The following is an 18,809-nucleotide window of genomic DNA, read 5'->3' on the forward strand; positions in this document are numbered from 1 at the left end:
ACTTTACTACCTGCGATGACTACTTTGCAGGCGGGCCCGAATTTGGCGGCAGGTCTCCGGTAAGCGCATTGAGGAATTCGACCAGGTCGCGGCGGTCCTGAGGGCTGAGGTGAATCTTCCTGATTTCAGGATCGAGATAAGGATTGGAGTTGCCCTGTCCGGCGTAGAAATCCACCACCGCAGCCAGAGTCTTGATGCTGCCATCGTGCATATAAGGCGCGGTCTGTGCGATGTTGCGCAGTGTCGGTGTCTTGAATGCGCCCTTGTCCGTCTCGACTTTGGTCTCGTGGTAACGGCCGATGTCCGTGAAGTCTCCGTCGCCGCTTACACCCTGGCCGATGTTGTGAAACTTGCCGTCGGTGAAAATCGCATCCTTCGGTCCGATGGTGTGGCAGGAGGCACAGTTGCCTCCGGCAGGATTTAGGAAGACCGCGAGGCCGCGAATCTGCGCCGGTGTAAGGGCGCTCTGGTCGCCGCCATATTGAAATCGGTCAAATGCGGAGTTTCCGCTCAGCAGCGTGCGTTCGAAGTTGGCCAGGGCCTTCTCGACACGGACAAGGTTGATCTCCTTAGAGCCGTAGACCCTGCGGAACATCGTGGGATATTCAGCGTCGTCTTTCAGCTTGTCGAGAAAGATTTCGTGTTTGGCGTTATTCATCTCGACAGGATTGGCGATGGGCCCTACCGATTGCTGTTCAAGCGAGATCGCACGTCCATCCCAGAACTGAAAGGGCATATATGCGGAATTAAGCAGAGTGGGAGCGTTACGAACACCAAGCTGATCGTTCACCCCCTTCGAGAGCCGCAGGCCGTCAGTGAAATAGAACTTCGGATCGTGGCAATGCGCGCAAGCCAGGGAGTTGTCGCTGGAGAGGCGCCTGTCATAGAAGAGCCGCCGTCCCAGGTCGACGGAGTCTGCCGTGACCGGATTGTCTGCAGGGACAGGAACCGGTGGAAGACCGAGCGGCGCTTTGATCGCGATGGGTTTGCCGACCGGGTTGTCCTGTGTCGTGGACCGGCATCCCGCAAGCAGCAAAGGCAGGATGGCGAGACAGGTAAGCGTGCGTGGTGACGGCATATCGAATGCTAGAGCATTTTTCCTGTAGGTGTAGTGCGGGGCTTGTGCATCTATGGGCGTTTTCCTTAATGAAAACGCCGCCGCACGCTTCTCCCGGGATACCCAGCAACAGGAAAAATGCTCTAACGGTTATGGGACGTATCAGGCTCTGTTTGGGTTCCAAGCTGGCCGATCATCGAAACGGCAGGAAAAATCGAAGCGTTTTCAGAAGTCCTTGACATTGGCTTCTCAGCATCGATACTATCCTCGCGGCAATGAGACGTCTCACGGTGCCGCTCAATTCTCCGCCTAAATACCCTCATCTGCTGCGTTTCCCGCAGCGTCGGGCAAAGGTGGGTGAGCGTTATAGTGTTCACGTCCTCAAACAACCGGATCCACTGGTTTCTGCCTGTCATGGGTGGGGCAGCCAGTTCTCCGCAACATAAGAAGGAAGATGTCACATGGTGAATCGCTCTATCGTCCAGGACGCTATCAATGCCGGTGAGGGCATCCTCCGGCTGGCTCCCTGCTGGGTCCCCCGTTCGTTTATGATCCCCGGCCGCCGTCTGCGGCTGCATCCGGACGATCTCTATGCTTTTGGCGCCAACCGTGGCGGCATCAACGAACGCTGGTTTTCGTCCACGACCAAGGCTTCGAACGGCCCGCTGACCACTGAGGACGAGGGCTTGAGCTACGTCGTGACCAACGCCGGTGAGAAGTTCCTTCTGAAGGACGCCGTGGATGAAGCCGGCGATCTGCTGCTGGGCTCCGATGTCATGGCTCGCGAGAAGGGCTGGAACATCCTCTGCAAGTTCTTCGACAACATGGGTCCCATTCCTCACCACATGCACCAGGACGATGAGTTCGCGGCGCGTGTCGGCTTCAAGGGTAAGCCAGAGGCATATTATTTCCCGCCGCAGTACAACCAGATCAAGAACAACTTCCCGTACACCTTCATGGGCCTTGAGCCTGGAACGACGAAGGACGATGTGCGCAAGTGCCTTGAGAACTGGAACAAGGGCGACAACGGCATCCTCGGCTTCGCGCGTGCCTATCTGCTGGAGCCGGGTACAGGCTGGCAGATCGATCCGGGCATCCTGCATGCTCCGGGCTCGCTTGTTACCTATGAGCCGCAGGTGAACTCTGACGTCTTCGCGATGTTCCAGTCGGAAGTGGACGGCCGTCTTGTGGACTGGAGCCTGCTGGTGAAGGATGTTCCGGCAGACAAGCAGCACGATCTGGATTACCTGATTGCCATGCTCGACTGGGATGCCAACGTGAACCCCGAGTTCGGCAAGTCGAACAAGTGCTTCCCAACTCCGGTGAAGCCGTTCGCCGAGACCGAAAAGCTGGGCTACCGCGAAGTGTGGGTCACCTACGGTACCGCCTTCTACTCGGCCAAGGAACTCACGGTGCTGCCAGGTCAGAAGGTGACGATTACCGACGCGGAAGCGTATGGTTGCATCGTTGTTCAAGGCCATGGATCGCTCGGAAAGCAGCCCGTATCCGCTCCGACGATGATCCGTTTCGGCCAACTGACGGAAGATGAATACTTCATCACCAAGGCTGCTGCCAACCAGGGCGTGGTGGTCGAGAACAAGAGCATCAGCGACCCGCTGGTGATCCTCAAGCACTTTGGCCCCGGCAACCCCGATGCCGCGCCGCTGAAAAAGAAAAAGTAACCGGAGAGTGTTGTGAGCACACACAAGAAGCCTGCACTGCATAACGCAATGTGGCCGGGTCTGGTCGGGAAAGGACCAGACTCGGAGCCGCCTATTTCTCTGGATCAGATGCTCGACCTGACCGCAGCCGCCGATGTGAACGGCGTGAAGTTCGACGGCGTGGACCTGTTCGCCTCAGCACCCCATACCGACATCGATTCGACACCGGACGATCTAAAGAAGCTCGCCGACTCCATCGCCGGCCGGAACCTGGTTGTGGGCTCGCTGGTAGCGCCGGTGTGGCCGCCGACAGGCGGCGGATCGTGCTTCGGTTCCGAAGAGGAGCGTAAGAACTATCTCACCCAGGTGAGGAAAGCTTGCATCATGGGCAAGACGCTCAAGGAGATCGGCATCCGCAAGTACGGCATCATCCGTGTCGATACCGCTGCCAGCCCTTCTCAGTGGGCGGAGAATCCCGTTGAGAACACGAAAAAAGCTGCGGCTACGCTGACCGAAGCCTGCAATATCGCCGAGGAGTATGGTGAGCGTCTGGCTCTCGAAGGCGAGATCTGCTGGGGCGCCATGCATAGCTGGCGCCGGGTGGTGGAACTGCTGGAGGCCGTGAATCGTCCACAGACGCTGGGCTACCAGGCGGATATGGCGCACTCCATGCTCTACACGTTGGGCTACAACGCACCGGAAGATCGCATCTTGCCAGTGAACTTTGACTGGAATGACAAGGCCACGCTGATGTCATCGTTCAAGACTCTGACCGATGCGCTGCGTCCCTGGACGGTTGACTTCCACGTCGCACAGAACGACGGTACCGTGCATGGAGCCGGATCGCACGACAAGACCGGACGTCATTGCCCGGTGAACGATCCGAACGGCAAGATGGATGTCGTCGAAGTCGCCGGCCTGTGGCTTCGCGGCGCGGATGGCCAGCCGACGAAGGCGATGCAGCACATCTGCTGGGACGGCTGCATGTTCCCCAACGCGATGATGCTGAATCCGCAGACATGGAACGACATTCTTGCCACCATGATCAAGGTGCGCGACGCGCACGGATGGGACTGAAAGAAGGGACGTGGGAGAACAGACATGGGTAAGAAAAAACTGAACGTCGGCCTCGTGGGCTATGGCTTCATGGGGAAGACCCACTCGAACGCCTTCCTGCAGGCTCCTCGCTTCTTCGACACGCCGTATGAGCCGGTATTGAAGGCCGTCTGTGCCCGCAGCGCAGAGAAGGCCAAAGGCTTTGCCGATACCTGGGGTTACGAGTCGGTTGAGACCGACTGGCGCAAACTGATCGAGCGCAAGGATATCGATGTGATCGATATCGCCAGCCCGAACAACACGCATGCCGAGATCGCTATTGCTGCCGCTGAGGCAGGCAAATGGGTCCTGTGTGAGAAGCCCCTGGCCCGTACGGCTGAAGAGGGCAAGCCTATGTGGGACGCGGTCAAGAAGGCCGGCGTGCCTAACATGGTCTGGTACAACTATCGCCGCGTTCCCGCCGTCGTGCTGCTGAAGCAGTTGCTCGATGAGGGCCGCTTCGGCCGCATCTTCCACTATCGTTCGCAGTTCTTGCAGGACTGGACAATCTCGGAAGACCTGCCCCAGGGCGGACAGGCGTTGTGGCGTCTCGACTCGGCTGTCTCGGGCTCCGGTGTCACCGGCGACCTGCTGGCGCACAACATCGATATGGCCATGTGGCTGAACGGCCAGATCGTCGATGTGACGGCCATGACGGAGACCTTCATCAAGGAACGCATGCACAATGAGACCGGCAAGAAGCAGCCGGTCACCATTGATGATGCCGCCGCCTTCCTCGGTCACTTTGAGAACGGATCGATGGCGCTGTTCGAATCAACGCGCTACGCTCGCGGACACAAGGCGCTGTTCACCCTGGAGATCAATGGCGAGAAGGCCTCGGCCCGGTGGGATCTGCACGACCTGCATCGTCTGGAGTTCTTTGATCATCGCGACGAGGGCCGTCTGCGCGGATGGAAGAGCATTCACATCACCGACGGCGATCACCCGTACATGAAGAACTGGTGGGTTCCCGGTCTGCAGATCGGTTATGAGCACACCTTCATCCACCAGGTGGCGGACTTCTTGATCGCCGCAGGCTCGGGCAAGAGCGCAGAGCCAACCTTTGAGGACGGACTGAAGTGCGACTACGTCACCGATGCCGTGTTGAAGTCGGCCAAGTCGAAGCAGTGGGAGTCGGCGCTTCCGCCGAAAGAGTAAGGGACAAACCAGATGTACATCAGTAATTTCAGAAAGACGGCAGGCCTGTTCGCGGCTGCCGTCTTTTTCGTCTCCGCAACTGTGACGTTGCCGGCGCAGAAGGCCGCTGCCGGTAAGAAGCTTCCTCCCCTTGGACCGGTGAACCGGGTTCCTCCCGAGCCCCGTAACTGGGAGGAGCACGCCGGCTGGACATCGCTCTTTGACGGCAAGACCCTGACCGGGTGGAGTGGCGCCCCCGAGGTCTGGAGCGTCGCCGATGGAGCCATCGTCGGCTCTTCCAGCGAGGCAGTGCCTTCGGGCACGACCAACCTGATCTACAAAGTCAGCCAGTTTGCCAACTTCCGCCTCCGCATGGAGGTGAAGATGGAGGGTACTGGCGCCAACGGAGGCGTCCAGTACCGCAGTCATATCGTTCCCGTTCGCGACCGTATTCCTCCCGCCAATCCAACGGAAGAGCAGAAGGCCCGTATGGCCAAAACGGCTGAGCTGAACAAGAAACATGCCGCCTGGAACATGACCGGCTATCAAATGGACTTCAACGACGACAACCGGTATACCGGCCAGCTATACGAACAGAGCTCCGAGCGCGGCATCATGACCTACCCCGGTCAGGTCGTTGCCTTCGAAGGCCGTGGAGCGAAGCCGCGCGTTGTGGCTGAATTGGGTACAGGCGAACAGTTGAAGTCATACTTGAAGAAAGACGACTGGAACGAGATCGAGATCATTGCCGACGGCCATACCCTGACCCATATCGTGAACGGGCATGTCTTTACGCAGACCATCGATACGGATCCGGAGCGCATGGCCGCCGCTGGCTACATCGCCCTCGAGATCGAGGGACCCGGAACACTGCGGATCCTCCATCGCAACATTTACATCAAGAAGCTTCCGTAACCCCGAGTCATGGTTTAGGCTTGCGCGGTGGCTAGCCACCGCGCAACTTGTTTTTAGAATGGGCCAAGGGAGATGGACGCGCATGAGTTCCGAAACTCGCACTTATATCGAAGAACGTATCGGCCGGTTGTCGCAGGTGGGCGGTGTCACCGCATTTGAGTACGCCGAAGGCAAGGCCAAAGGGGTCTCAGCTCTACGGGTTCGTACCGCCACAGGCCTGGAATTTTGGGTGATGCCGGGGCGCGGTATGGACATCGGGGAGGCCACTTATCTGGGCAAGTCGCTGAGCTGGCAGTCACCGACCGGCGTAACCAACTCCTCCTACTTCTCGAACCGCGGCCTGGAGTGGCTGAGTGGTTTCCACGGCGGACTGCTGTGTTTCTGCGGCCTCTCCCACGCGGGTGCTCCCTGCGACGACTGTGGCCAGCATCTCGGCCTGCATGGGCCCATCTCCAACACGCCGGCGGAGCAGGTGAGCTGGACAGAGGAGTGGAAGGGTGACGACTGTATCTTCACCATCACCGGAAAGGTACGTGAGGCCTCAGTCTTCGGTCCGAATCTGATACTCAGTCGCAAGATCACGACCTCGCTGAAATCCAGCACGATCTCGGTAGAAGACACCATCGAGAACCTCGGCTATAACGAGTCGTCTCTGATGGCGCTGTATCACCTCAACTTCGGTTACCCCTTGCTCACAGGCAAGAGCGAGATCTTTGCCAGTCCGGCGAAGACTGACGCAGCTACACCCTATGCGCAGGAGAGCCTAAAACAGTGGAGTCTCTTTGAAGAGCCCACACGCGGTATCGAAGAGCGTGTCTACTTTCACAAGATGAAGCCAGGAGCGGACGGCTGGGTGAACACCCTGCTGGTGAGCGACCGGGAAAAGAAGGACTGGGCCGTAAGCGTGCGCTACGACCCAAGCACGCTGCCTGACTTTGTCCAGTGGAAGCTGACGGGCGTGAATCACTACGTCCTCGGCCTCGAGCCCTCTAACTGCCGCAGCCTCGGCCGCAAGAAAGAACGCGAGCGTGGAACACTGAGGAGCCTGAAGCCGGGAGAGAAGACTGTGCTGCGGGTGGAGCTGACCGTCCACGACGGCGCAGAAGCAGTAGCCGCTGCCATCAAAGCCACCGAAGTCTAGGCTGGCAATGCACTGGGTGCCCCATGTCCCTCGGGGACATGGGCCCGGCCTTTACTATCCAGGCACGCTTCTCGATGTTTACAACAACAAAAATGCGGTTCGAGCTTTGCTCGAATACCCACGTCCCAAGAATCGGGACACCACCCCAAGGTACAAGTTCGTTGGGGACCCCGGACATGGGGCACCCCGCATGGGTTGTCTTAGAAATGCAGGCTGTCGACGTTGTTCTTATCGATAAGCAGCGGCTTGCCGAGAATAATCTCCGATCCATTGATCTCCAGATCACCCAACCGGCCGACATGCACACTCTTGGCTCCAGCCGGGATCTTCTTCTCCGCCTTCAACGCCCCCGCATAGACCGTTAGATATCCGAGGTCCTGCGTATTCCAGAGGAAGATCGTCTGTACCGAGCCATCGTGCAGATAGGTGCGGCAGATCGAGGGCAGGGAGAGCCCGATGACTTTGACGTCTGTGCGGCCCGCCTGTGCGACCGCCTCTGCCGCTCCCGGAACCGCCGGAGCGGAGATTGCGACAACCAGCTTCACCTGCGGATAGGCCTTGAGGATGACCTGCGTCTGATTGAACGCTTTGTCGCGGTCGTCGTCGCTGGGTTGAATGGTGGCGAGCTGCAGGTTTGGATGGTCGGAGGCGACACGCTTCTTGATATCGGCAATCCACTCGTTCTGGTTCTCGGCACTCAGGGCTCCGGTCACAATGGCAAACTGCCCTCCGTTCGGTAGCAGCCGTGCGCCTTCATCGGTCAGGGCGTTGGCGATGCCGACAGGAGTGGCCTGGTTCAGGAAGTAGTCGCGTGCGTTCAATTCAGCGTCGGCGTCCCAGGTCAGTACCGGAATGCCGTGAGCACGGGCTTTGCGAAGCACGGTGGAGATGCTGCCCTTGTTCTCCACCGCGACGACGATGGCGTCGACACCGCGCGTAATCCAGTTCTCCACCAATTCGTTCTGTTGCGAGGCGTCAAGACTGGTGGGGCCATCCCAGATGAGATCGACTCCGAGCTCTTTCGCGGCCTCTTCCGCTCCGGCGCGCGCGCTGATGAAGTAAGGATCGCCCTTGGCCTTCGGCATCACCGCAATGGTCAGGCGATGTCCAGCGGCAGCCGCACCATTGCGATGACCGGCAGCATGGAAGAGCAGCGTGCCCAGGACGCCAAGTGCAACGAGTACAGCTCCAGCGAATGCCGGACGCTTCCACAAAGGAACTCCGGCCGCCGTGACCTTGAATGCACCGGTGGAACGCAGCCGGTCGACGGCAACAATAGCCAGCAGCAGCACGCCGATCAGGACACCCGTGAGTTCTGACGGCAGCGCCATCAGGTGCATGCCATTCTGCAGCACGGAGAGAAAGAAGAGCCCCAACATCGAGCCGAGCAATGTGCCCCGGCCGCCAAAGACCGAGACGCCGCCGACAACCACCGCGGTGATCGCCTGCAGCTCATATCCGGTTCCGAGATCAGACTTTGCCAAGCCGAGGTGCGCCACGTAGATGATGGCAGCGAGTGATGCGATGACGCCGGAGAGCACATACAGCAACGCCAGCCGCTTGCGCACCGGAATTCCGGCATAGCGGGCGCCTTCTGCATTGAAGCCGATGGCGTAGATGGAGCGGCCGATCACCGATTTATGCAGCAGGACGCTGTACGCCGCCAGTACAACGATGAGGATGGGAAGCTGCACGGGAATAAGCTTCCAGAAGTATCCCTGGCCGAGATGGAGAAAGCCTGCGGAATAACCGGTAAAGCTCACTGCGCCATGCGTGATGCCCTCCGCGATGCCGCGATAGAGCGAGAAGGTGCCGAGGGTCACGATCAGCGGCGGCAGCCGAAGTCCCGCGATCAGAAGGGCATTCAGGCCGCCGGAGGCAAGACCCAGTAGTAGTGATAGCCCAACGCAGGCGGCAATGGGGAGATGACCGTCATGCCACATCGTGCCGAAGAGGACGGCGGTCATCCCGATGGCGGAACCGACGGAGAGATCGATGCCTCCAGTAATCAGGATCGGCGTAAGGGCAATCACCAGCAGGCCGAGCTCGACCGAGAAGCGGACGATCTCGAAGAAGTTTCCCCAGGTAGCGAAGCTGGGTGCCGCAACGCTGAAGTAAATGCACTCGAGCAGCAGCGCCGCAACCAGAGCAACTTCCGTAGCAGAGATATGCAGGCGCTTAAGCATGGCTCACCTGCCTCCGCCGATAGTGACTCAGGACATTGACCGAAACGGCCGCGAGAATAATGAGTCCCTGGATCGCACGCTCCCAGTAGGCGCTGACGCCGAGGAAGGTAAGCGCAGGCCCGATGATGCCGAGCAGAACGACGCCAAGCACCGTTCCGGCAATCGTCCCGGAGCCGCCGGTGATGGTGGCTCCGCCCACGGCCACGGCGGCAATCGTCTTCAGCTCCAGCCCAATGCCGGAGTTGCTCGGAATCTGGTTGAAGCGCACCGCATTGAGCGCGGCAGAGAAGCCGGTGAGCAGACCCGTGATGGCAAAGACGGAGAAGAGCACACGGTTGGTGTCGATGCCGAGGATGCGTGCCGCAGCCTCGTTCGAGCCGGTAGCGAAGATATTTCGTCCACCTCTGAAGTAGCGCAGCCCCACGGTAAAGATAACGACGAGCAGCACCGCAATCACCAGCATGAGAACGGTATAAGCCGCCTGCGAGAGACCGAATCTCTGGAAGCTGGCCGGAAGATCTCCCACCCATGCGCCCTGCGTCTGCCAGCGCAGGCCGTCGCGAATGGCCACCATCGATGCCAGCGTTACGACGATGGAAGGCATACGCATCCATGCGACCAGGGCGCCGTTGAACGAGCCGAGAAGGGCGCCGACAACGCTGGCAATCAGCATGGCGACCAATACCGGTAGACCTGCGCGTGCGGCCACTCCCGTGACAATGCTGCAGACAGCAAAGACAGACCCGACGGAGATATCGATCTGTCCGGTCAGGATGATGAGGGTCATACCGAGAGAGACGATAAGGACGGGGACATTCGCAAGAAACAGGTCAGAGAGGTTGTCGACAGTAAAGAAGCCGCGTGTGGTCGCAGCCAGCAGCGCCAGCACCAGCAGAATGGTTGCGCCTACGGCAAGCTCGCGTGCGTACGCCTTCATGCGTCTACCTCATGGCCGAAGGCCAGCGACATCACCTTTTGCTGCGTGGCTTCTTCCCGGCTGAGCGTAGCGACGATGGTGCCGTTATGAAAGACTCCAACGCGATCACTCATCCCCAGCACCTCCGGCAGTTCCGAAGAGATGAGGATGACAGCCATACCGCGCTCCGCGAACTCCACGATGAGTTCATGGATCTCTGATTTGGAACCCACGTCCACACCCTGCGTTGGTTCATCCAGAATCATGATCCCCGGCTTGATGGCCAGCCAACGCGCCAACGCCACCTTCTGCTGGTTTCCGCCTGAGAGTGCTCCGGCAACGGTATCGGTGGCAGGAGCCTTGATGCGTAGGCTGGTGCGATACCCCTCAGCGACCGACTGTTCCCGGGCGCTGTCCAGCAAGCCTCGCTTAGCCACCTCATTCAGGCTGGCGAGCGTGATATTGCTGGCGATACTCATGTCCAGAATCACACCATGCTGGCGACGGTCCTCGGGTAGATAGCCGAGACCATTTGCAATGGCTTCGGAGGGACTGCCGATCGTGATCTCGCGTCCGTGCAATGTGATAGGCCTATGTACGGGAGTAATGCCGAAGAGGGTCCGTGCAAGCTCGGTGCGGCCCGAACCCACCAGGCCGGCCAAGCCGAAGATCTCTCCCTTGCGCACCGAAAACGAGATGTCGTGCAGCCCAGCCTCCGGATTGTTAAGACCCTTCACCTCAATGGCTACCTCACCGGGAAAGACTGACCGTTTGGGGAAGACTGACTCTATCGATCGGCCGACCATCAGCTCAATCAACTTCGCACGGTCGACATCGCAGGCATTGCAGCAAGCGATGGTCTCGCCATCGCGCAGCACCGTGATGCGGTCGGCGAGCGTAAGAATCTCCTCCAGCCGGTGCGAGATGTAGATGATGGCGACGCCTTCGGAGCGGAGACGCTTTACCAGCGCGAACAGCTTCTCTGTCTCCCGCTCGGAGAGCAGGGCGGTAGGCTCATCCATCAGCAGAATGCGCGCCTTTGCTCCGATCGCCTTGGCGATCTCTACGACCTGTTGTTCTGCCATGCTGAGCGTTCCGGCTAGTCGGTCCGGATCAATATTTGCCCCGATGGATTGAATCAGCTCTTTCGCCCGTTGTTTGCGGCCGCGCCAGTCCACCGTGATGCCCCTCTTTTCGCGTTCCAGCGGCATGCAGATGTTCTCCGCCACCGTGAGGTGCGGGAAGATGGCTGGCTGCTGATAGATGGCAGCAACGCCTAAAGAGCGGGAGCGGTTGGGATCATTTTCCGTGATGCGCTGACCAAAGATCTCCAACTCGCCGGAGTCCGGGTGTATAGCTCCAGTGATGATCTTGGTCAGGGTCGATTTGCCGGCGCCATTCTCACCGATGAGGGCGTGAACTTCACCAGGCAGCAGTTCGAGCGAACCGGAACGAAGCGCCCGCACACCGGCATAGGACTTCGTCAGAGACTTCGCCGCGATGGCGAGCGGTGGAGCACTGTTCGATGAGACGTTTTGCATGCGGGAAACTGGGGGACCAGCTTATTCCTTCGCGTGCTTCTTTGTCTCGCTCTTTACGGGCTCGTCTTTCAGGCGGCTTGAAGAGGACTCGCGTACGACCAACTCGGCTGGAAGCTGCACGCGGGTGATGGGAGGTGGAGACTGCTCTCCGCCTTCAATACGCCGCAGCAGTACTTCCACCGCGCGATGACCCATCTCGTAGGTGGGCTGTACCACGGTAGAGATACCGGGCTTAAAGAGAGCCTCAGCGTTAACCTGGTCGAAGGTCACAAAGGCGAAGTCCCGCGGCGTACGCAGGCCAAGCGAGTAAAGGCTGCGGAGCGCAGCCATGCCGGTCACGCCGTTGGTGGCCAGCAGTGCGGTTGGCTTGCTATCGCCCGTGCGAAAGCCCCGCTGGCACAGGCCGGAGACGACCTCCTGGCCAAACGCCGCATTCCAGATCAGTGAGTCGTCCACCGGAATGCCCGCGTTGGTCAATGCGTTGCGATAGCCGCGAAGACGTTCACGCTCATTCTGCAGCGAGAGCGGGCCGGTGATGATGGCGATGCGGGTATGACCGTTCTCGATGAGATGCGCCGTTGCCATCTCGGAGGCGCCGGCGTCATCGACGCAGACCGAGTCAACTTCCAGGTCAACCGGCACGCGATCGACGCAGACGATCGGAGAGCCGGCGACGCTTTGCGGATCTTCGGCCTCGGCAGCTTCGCGTGATTGAGCCGTTACCAGCAGAATGCCTTCCACCCGCTGAGCGCGCAGCAGGGCGAGCATATCGTCCTCGCGCTCGGCGCTGCCTTCGGAGTCAAGCACGATGAGGAAGTATCCACGCTCACGCGCCGCAGCTTCGGCGCCACGCACAATCTTCGGGAAGAAGGGAATCGTGATGTCGGGGATAACGATGCCCAGCGTGTAGGTACGGTTAGTCTTCAGGCTCCGGGCGATCAGGTTAGGCCGATAGTTGAGGACGCGGATCGCTTCCAGCACCTTCTGCCGCGAGCGTTCGCTTACCTTCGCAGATCCGCTAATAACGTTTGAAACCGTACCGGCGGAGACGCCGGCGAGCTTCGCGAGTTCTTTCTGATTCGGTGCCATGGGCCGGGAACAATTCCTTTAGATCGTTGGCTATGCGTCCAGATACATCAACCAACTCTACATGCGACTGTATATGAGAGTCGACGCTTGGTCACGAACGAATACCGCGCAGACTCTTACGATCTGGCTCACCAGTTGGCCTGGTGAGAAGTCAGAATGTTAAAATCCCGTCAGGGTCTACCAACGGGAAGGTGAGGGAAATGAGCGCTTTACATACGAAATGGAATCAGCTCACAAGCAAGCTGAATCCGGTGTATCTGAAGTTCACGGGTGCAGGTATTGGGGTTGCGTTGTGTCTGGTGGCTATTTCGGTCACCGCAGAGCCGAAGCCGGCCGATCCGCCGGCAGCCGTAATGGCCGCGTATCAGCAGGACGAGCATCCTGAGTTTCCCGCCGGTCCGGGCCGCGATGTGACGCTGCGTGTGTGCAGCCGTTGCCACTCGCCCAACAACATTCTGAGCCGTCCGCAGAACCGCGAAGGTTGGGAAGCGACCATCGCCAAGATGGTAGACATGGGAGCCACCGCCAGCGATGAGGACTTCGCTGCTATCCTCGACTACGTCTCCAAGAACTTCCCCGCTCCCGGTACCGGAGGAGCTGCAGCGACGGCACACGTCAATGCAAACAAGGCAACTGCCGCTGACCTGGCCAAGGCTCTCAGCCTGACCGATAAGGAAGCTGCCGCGATCGTGGACTACCGCACCAAGAACGGCGACTTCAAGACGATTGACGATCTGAAGAAGGTGCCGGATGTAGACGGGAAGAAGATCGACGACAAGAAAGACGTCATCGAGTTCTAACGCGTACGAGATTACAGAAGCGAAAGCCCCTCAGTTCGAGGGGCTTTCTGTTTGTGCCTATACTCTGCGAGGTCGGAGGCCCTGGGGAGAAAAGCGGATTTCTCCGCTCCCCCCGGTCACTGCGAAATGACAAACAAACGCCAGCCACCGATTAAAGCGCTGAAGGCGCGTTCTATACCAGCCTGGGGCAACGCTCCAGGTTTCCGGTTCACGAAGAATAAAAGGGCTGAAGGCCTGCGCTATAACTCTGCAGTCAATCGAAGGATTAATTGGTCTAAGCATTGCTACGCAATGGAGAGGCACCCAGTGAATCGCCTATATCTAATGGACAGTTCTCATCCGCCGCTGCATGAAATCCATCAGCAGATAATTCCCCAGCGTCTGCGGCGTGGTGAAGTAAGCCTTCCCACGGCACATCGCAGTCACCTTCTGCACAAACTGCACCAGGGCAAAGTCATTGGTGAGCATGAAGGTATTGATCTGAATGCCGGAGCGCTTACACCGCCCAACCTCTTCCAGTGTTTCGGAGACGACAAGAGGATCGAGGCCGAAGGCGTTTTTGTAGATCCTTCCATCGGGCAAGGTCAGCGCCGAAGGCTTGCCGTCCGTGATCATCACGATCTGCTTCATCTGCTTGTTGGAACGGGAAAGAATGCGGCGGGCGACCTTGAAGCCTTCGCGAGTATTCGTATACCAGGGGCCCACCTTCACGCGGCCAAGCTGCGAGATGGGTATCTCTTCGGCCGAATCGTGAAAAAGCACCAGGTGCAGCGAGTCGCCGGGGAACTGCGTACGCGTCAGATGCGAGAGCGCCATGGCGACCCGCTTCGCCGGGGTGAAGCGGTCTTCTCCATAGAGGATCATCGAGTGCGAGCAGTCGAGCATTACCACCGTAGCGCAGGATGCCTGGAACTCTGACTGATGCACGTACAGGTCGCTGTACTCGATGTTCAGCGGCATGCTCAGACCTTCGCGTTCAATGGCGGACTTCAGCGTGGCGGTGACGTCGAGATTGAGTGTGTCGCCAAACTCGTAGGGCTTGGAGGATCCACTGGCTTCGACACCGGATGCTTCCTGGATCGTGTCATGACGTCCGAAGTTGGCGCGGCCCATAGAGCCAAGCAGATTGCGTAGCGCCTTGTATCCGAGAAAGTCCATCGACTTGTCGGTGACCTCGAAGCGAACCTGCGACTCGTTGCGGCCCACTTCGCCGGGAGCGGCGGACTGCTGTGTCTTGTCCGAGGTCTCCGCATCGGTGCGGATCATGTTCTCGTTCTGCATGCGCTCGACCAGGCGGTCGACCAGGCTCTCCTGCTGTTCGGCAGACATCTCGTCGTACTGCTGCTGTGTCTGCTCGTCGAGGAAGTCGCCGTTCTCCAGCACCTGGCGAATGGCGTCGCGCAAGTCGTCGAGCGTCTGATCGAGGTTCATCTCGTTGAAGTCGGCGTAGGGGTTCTGGAAGCCGGAGTCGAGCAGAAAATCGCCGAGCGCTTCCATCAGCTCTTCGAGGCCAAGCTCGCTGGCCAGGTCGCCCTCGTACTTCTTGTAGCGCGTCGTCTTCATCGGCCTGCTTCGATGATACGCCCCTTGTTATTGGCCTGCTTGGATGACACACCCTATAGATGCGTACCGGCCATTACCGCGAAGCGAGCCTCCTTGAACCAGCAGTCGGCGTCAGCGAAACCTGCCTCACGCATCCAGCGGAGTTGCTCCTCGACCGGAGAACACTTGTCATCGGTCATGCGGTAGAGGCTTGCTTTGATCTGCTCTTCCGTTGCTCCGTCCATCCGTACCTGGCGCAGCCAGAGCTCGTGATAGCGATCGGTGACAGTGGGAGTAGGGCCGGCCACCTGATCGGCATTGATGAAGACGCCGCGCGGTTTCAACGCCTTGAAGGCGGCGCCGAAGACCTTCTGCTTCGCTTCGTCCGTTGAGTGATGGATCGAAAGAGCTGAGACGACCGCACAGGCGTCACCGGGAAGGGAATCGTTCGCGTAGTCAAGCTGATGGAAGTGCATGCGGCTGTCGTGCGCCAGGCGCTCGCGAGCGATCTCGAGCATCGATGGAGAGAGATCGACGAGGTGAATCTGCGCCTCAGGAAAGTGCTGCCGGATGAGTGTGGTCAGAATGCCTGTACCAGCTCCCAGGTCGATGATGGTTTTGGCTGCCGGCGGAATCAGACGTATGGCCCAGCCATAGAAATCGTCGTGCGGCGGGATCAGCTTTGCACGGTCCCGGTCGTAGGTGGCGGCGGTGGTATCGAAGACAAGCTGCGTAGCGCTAATGTTCATGACCTGAACCATAAGCGCTGTTGTGGGTGGAAGTCGCTAGCTTATAAGAAATCTGAATCTTCGAATTACACGGATGATGCATGTCACGAAGCGATGTTTGACAGCCGGGGTGCCCCACCCTCACAACGTTAGGGTGGGTACAGGAGTCACAAAATCCAAAGAAGCCGCTGAAGACTTCATCTCATCCTGAACCAGGGACAATCGGTACAGTGTTATTGAGATCCTGGGTATTCCGAACCCACCCTAACGTTGTGAGGGTGGGGCACCCGGTGGGCTTGAAGTCTAAAACAAGCTCGTTGACGTCTTAGTTGAAGCCCCGCCGTGTCCGGTTCTTTGCTTCCCACTCAGCGCGTTCTTTCTCGCGTTCACGCACGGTCTCATGGTAGTTGGCCGCCTGTTCATTGCGGCGCGCCTTATCACCGGCGGAGAAGCTGCGTTCTTCACTGCGGGTAATGCGGCGGTGAGCCGTCATACCCTCCAGCAGAAACTCTGCTGCCGAAACCGCGAGTTCTGGAGACGACTTTGAGGTGATGCCCAGCGGCTCCAGCTTGTCCATCAGCCCTTGAATCTGCTTGAGTTCTTTCAGGGATGCGGCTGCAGCCTGCTGATCGTTCAACTGAACCGTACCGCCGAGATTGAACCACTCCTCAATCTGTTGCGTGTTGATGTTGGCGAAATACTTGTCGAAGCTACGTTGCACCGCCTGGCGAATGATGTCGTGCACAATCACGTCGGCGCCGCGCATCTCGCCTTCGTACTCGAGCTCGATCTTGCCGGTGATGCCAGGCAGCGCTGTGTAGATATCGCCGATTCGAGGCACTGCGCGGGTCTCGTCATGCATCAGCGCACGTCGCTCGGCGTTCGACAGAACAAGCTCCATCGTTGAGATCGGCAGGCGCTGTGAGACACCGGAGCGCTTGTCCACCTTCTTGTCTTCACGGGCAAGGAAGGCGATCAACTCAACGACTTCGCGGATGTATTGCGGAATCTCGATCTCCGCGTTGGGGCGTGAAGCCCATGCCTCCTGCGTGGTGATCGTGATGGCTTCTTCCAGAGACTCGGGATAGTGCGTACGGATCTCGGAGCCGATGCGGTCTTTGAGTGGCGTCACAATCTTGCCGCGTGCCGTATAGTCCTCGGGATTGGCGGAGAAGGCAATGGCGACATCCAGTTGCAGACGAACGGGGTAGCCCTTAATCTGCACGTCGCCCTCCTGCATGATGTTGAAGAGCGCCACCTGGATCTTGCCGGCGAGGTCAGGGAGCTCGTTGATGATGAACAGGCCGCGATTGGCGCGGGGAAGAAGACCGTAGTGCATGGTCAGTTCAGAAGAGAGCTCCTGCCCGCCGCGTGCCGCCTTGATGGGATCAAGGTCCCCGACCAGATCGGCGACGGTGACATCCGGGGTCGCCAGTTTCTCGACGTAGCGATCCTCGGGAGTGAGCCAGGCGATGGGCGTGTCGTCGCCCTGTTCCGCGATCAGGTCGCGCGCGAACTTGCTCAGCGGCTTATACGGGTTGTCGCGCAGCTCAGAGCCGGCGACATAGGGGATGACAGGATCCAGCAGGCCGGTCAACGCGCGCAGGAGACGGCTCTTGGCCTGACCGCGCAGACCGAGAAGGATAAAGTTATGCCGCGACAGCACGGCATTCACAATCTGCGGAACGACGGTGTCTTCGTAGCCAACGATGCCGGGAAAGATAGTCTCCCGGGAGCGCAGGCGTGCAATCAGGTTTTCGCGCAACTCGTCCTTGACGGAGCGGTTCACGCGCTCCGGAGTCCATTCGCTCGTCTTCAGCGCTCCAAGGGTCAGGGGCAGATTCGTCGGTACCGGCATGCCTCAAGTATAGGCTTCATGCATCGGAGCAGTCTTACTCTTCCCCTACTCTTCCCAGGAGAAGGTCTGAAGCCCCGGAAGGGCGCGAAGTTCGGTGAACGGTCTGGGTGTATGCGGCTGGTGTCCCCCTCTGGTATTCCAGGTGACGTCGCATCGCAACGTAGTGATTCCGTTGACCTGATCGTGCATCACGTGCCAACGGTCCGCTCTGAATCCTGTCGAGGCCAGCAGGAACATCACCTCGGTCTCGATGGTCGGTGTGTACGTAATCGATACCGCTAATGTCCCGCGATGCTTTCGTGGCAGTACGTCATCGAGGTAGCGCAGCAGCCAAAGGATGATGAGCGCGATGACAGAACCGATGCTGGCCAGCGCGAGCTGGCCGAGACCGAACAGGATGCCCAGGACGGTGACGATCCAGATAGTCGCCGCCGTCGTGAGACCCGTGATGAAGTTGTCGCGGCGGACAATCGCACCCGCGCCGATGAAGCCGATGCCGGTCAAAATGCCGAGTGGCAAACGCATCGGGTCGACCTGGACAAAGGAGTTGAGGGCCTTACCTACAGTCGGCAGAACCAGATTCGCCTGCAACGCGGCGAGAGTCGCCGCCAGGCAGACCAGCATGATGGTGCGGAGTCCTGCGGGGTGCGAACGTTCATCGCGATTGAAGCCAATCCCTGCGGAAGCCAGAGCAGCCAGTCCCAGGCGCAACGCGACATCCGTCCACGTCACCACAGGAGACATTACAGGCAGTTGGACAGCAAGCATGGCCACCATGCTAACCGAGGTGGGCTGTTCGCGATAGACGAAAGAGTTGCAGCAACTATGTCTTAGGGAAGGTCTGCCAGCAGCCCGGAGAGCTCTGAGAGGGCGTGCGCATTGCCGGTCTTCTCCGCTGCCGCCAGGCCTGCTTCGAGCCGTTCGCGCGCCTCACTGTAGCGGCCCAGCTTGATCAGTGTTTGTGCCGCCATCTGATGTCCGGGAACGTAATCAGGCTGGTGCTCACGCAATGCCTGAAATTCACGGAGGGCAGTCTCCGTATCCCCTTTGCCCAGATGCTCCATGGCGAGTCCATAGCGTGCGAAGGCGTTGGCGGGGTCCTGGGTGAGAATCTCGGTCAGTGCGGCAATCTTGTCCATGAGG

16 protein-coding genes are annotated in these 18,809 nt (G+C 59.2%); 6 read left to right on the plus strand and 10 right to left on the minus strand.

Annotated elements, in window-relative coordinates:
• Positions 1-19: 19 nt before the first annotated feature.
• Complete coding sequence (locus AB4Y89_RS01240; RefSeq protein ID WP_442299095.1) at positions 20-1,078, minus strand: cytochrome-c peroxidase; 1,059 nt, start codon at positions 1,076-1,078, stop codon at positions 20-22.
• A gap of 440 nt (positions 1,079-1,518) precedes the next feature.
• Between AB4Y89_RS01240 and AB4Y89_RS01245 the strand changes: the two genes are divergently transcribed.
• The 5 genes from AB4Y89_RS01245 to AB4Y89_RS01265 all read left to right on the plus strand — a co-directional run bounded on the left by AB4Y89_RS01245 (position 1,519) and on the right by AB4Y89_RS01265 (position 7,006).
• Complete coding sequence (locus AB4Y89_RS01245) at positions 1,519-2,739, plus strand: hypothetical protein (RefSeq protein ID WP_442299096.1); 1,221 nt, start codon at positions 1,519-1,521, stop codon at positions 2,737-2,739.
• Positions 2,740-2,751: 12 nt separating this feature from the next.
• Entirely contained in the window at positions 2,752-3,795 is a 1,044-nt protein-coding gene (locus tag AB4Y89_RS01250; RefSeq protein ID WP_442299097.1) for a sugar phosphate isomerase/epimerase family protein, read from the plus strand.
• A gap of 24 nt (positions 3,796-3,819) precedes the next feature.
• Positions 3,820-4,971 (plus strand): Gfo/Idh/MocA family protein, encoded by a 1,152-nt coding sequence (locus AB4Y89_RS01255; protein WP_442299098.1) that lies wholly within the window; start codon positions 3,820-3,822, stop codon positions 4,969-4,971.
• Positions 4,972-4,983: 12 nt separating this feature from the next.
• Complete coding sequence (locus AB4Y89_RS01260) at positions 4,984-5,865, plus strand: 3-keto-disaccharide hydrolase (RefSeq protein WP_442299099.1); 882 nt, start codon at positions 4,984-4,986, stop codon at positions 5,863-5,865.
• Between the two features lie 82 nt (positions 5,866-5,947).
• Complete coding sequence (locus tag AB4Y89_RS01265; RefSeq protein ID WP_442299100.1) at positions 5,948-7,006, plus strand: aldose 1-epimerase family protein; 1,059 nt, start codon at positions 5,948-5,950, stop codon at positions 7,004-7,006.
• 200 nt (positions 7,007-7,206) lie between these two features.
• Here the strand turns inward: AB4Y89_RS01265 and AB4Y89_RS01270 are convergent, their stop codons facing one another.
• Genes AB4Y89_RS01270 through AB4Y89_RS01285 form a run of 4 tightly spaced genes read right to left on the minus strand, consistent with a single transcriptional unit; the run spans position 7,207 to position 12,738 of the window.
• Positions 7,207-9,192, minus strand: coding sequence for an ABC transporter permease/substrate-binding protein (locus AB4Y89_RS01270; RefSeq protein WP_442299101.1), 1,986 nt, complete (start codon positions 9,190-9,192; stop codon positions 7,207-7,209).
• Positions 9,185-10,129: an ABC transporter permease gene (locus AB4Y89_RS01275; RefSeq protein ID WP_442299102.1), complete on the minus strand. Its 945-nt coding sequence runs from the start codon at positions 10,127-10,129 to the stop codon at positions 9,185-9,187. Before AB4Y89_RS01275 ends, AB4Y89_RS01270 begins: the two co-directional genes overlap by 8 nt.
• The gene (locus AB4Y89_RS01280) at positions 10,126-11,649 is read right to left on the minus strand and encodes a sugar ABC transporter ATP-binding protein (RefSeq protein ID WP_442299103.1); all 1,524 of its coding nucleotides are present in this window, start codon (positions 11,647-11,649) and stop codon (positions 10,126-10,128) included. The genes AB4Y89_RS01275 and AB4Y89_RS01280 overlap by 4 nt, the downstream gene beginning before the upstream one ends.
• Positions 11,650-11,670: 21 nt before the next feature.
• Positions 11,671-12,738: a LacI family DNA-binding transcriptional regulator gene (locus AB4Y89_RS01285; RefSeq protein WP_442299104.1), complete on the minus strand. Its 1,068-nt coding sequence runs from the start codon at positions 12,736-12,738 to the stop codon at positions 11,671-11,673.
• A 200-nt stretch (positions 12,739-12,938) separates the two neighbouring features.
• On the opposite strand from AB4Y89_RS01285, the gene AB4Y89_RS01290 reads away from it, so the two are divergent.
• Positions 12,939-13,538 carry a ComEA family DNA-binding protein gene (locus AB4Y89_RS01290; RefSeq protein ID WP_442299105.1) on the plus strand — a complete coding sequence of 200 codons (600 nt, stop codon included), beginning with the start codon at positions 12,939-12,941 and terminating at the stop codon, positions 13,536-13,538.
• Between the two features lie 321 nt (positions 13,539-13,859).
• Here the strand turns inward: AB4Y89_RS01290 and AB4Y89_RS01295 are convergent, their stop codons facing one another.
• The 5 genes from AB4Y89_RS01295 to AB4Y89_RS01315 form a co-directional block, all read right to left on the minus strand.
• Positions 13,860-15,101, minus strand: a complete 1,242-nt coding sequence (locus AB4Y89_RS01295) for a vWA domain-containing protein (RefSeq protein ID WP_442299106.1) — start codon at positions 15,099-15,101, stop codon at positions 13,860-13,862.
• Positions 15,102-15,154: 53 nt separating this feature from the next.
• A complete protein-coding gene (locus AB4Y89_RS01300; protein ID WP_442299107.1) occupies positions 15,155-15,829 on the minus strand; it encodes a class I SAM-dependent methyltransferase in 675 nt (224 codons plus the stop codon).
• A gap of 304 nt (positions 15,830-16,133) precedes the next feature.
• A complete protein-coding gene (locus tag AB4Y89_RS01305; protein WP_442299108.1) occupies positions 16,134-17,666 on the minus strand; it encodes a magnesium chelatase in 1,533 nt (510 codons plus the stop codon).
• 45 nt (positions 17,667-17,711) lie between these two features.
• Positions 17,712-18,434: an MgtC/SapB family protein gene (locus AB4Y89_RS01310; protein ID WP_442299109.1), complete on the minus strand. Its 723-nt coding sequence runs from the start codon at positions 18,432-18,434 to the stop codon at positions 17,712-17,714.
• Between the two features lie 62 nt (positions 18,435-18,496).
• Positions 18,497-18,805, minus strand: coding sequence for a tetratricopeptide repeat protein (locus AB4Y89_RS01315; protein ID WP_442299110.1), 309 nt, complete (start codon positions 18,803-18,805; stop codon positions 18,497-18,499).
• Positions 18,806-18,809 lie beyond the last annotated feature (4 nt).

The sequence above is a fragment of the Terriglobus sp. 2YAB30_2 genome (assembly GCF_052114765.1).
Lineage (GTDB): Bacteria > Acidobacteriota > Terriglobia > Terriglobales > Acidobacteriaceae > Terriglobus.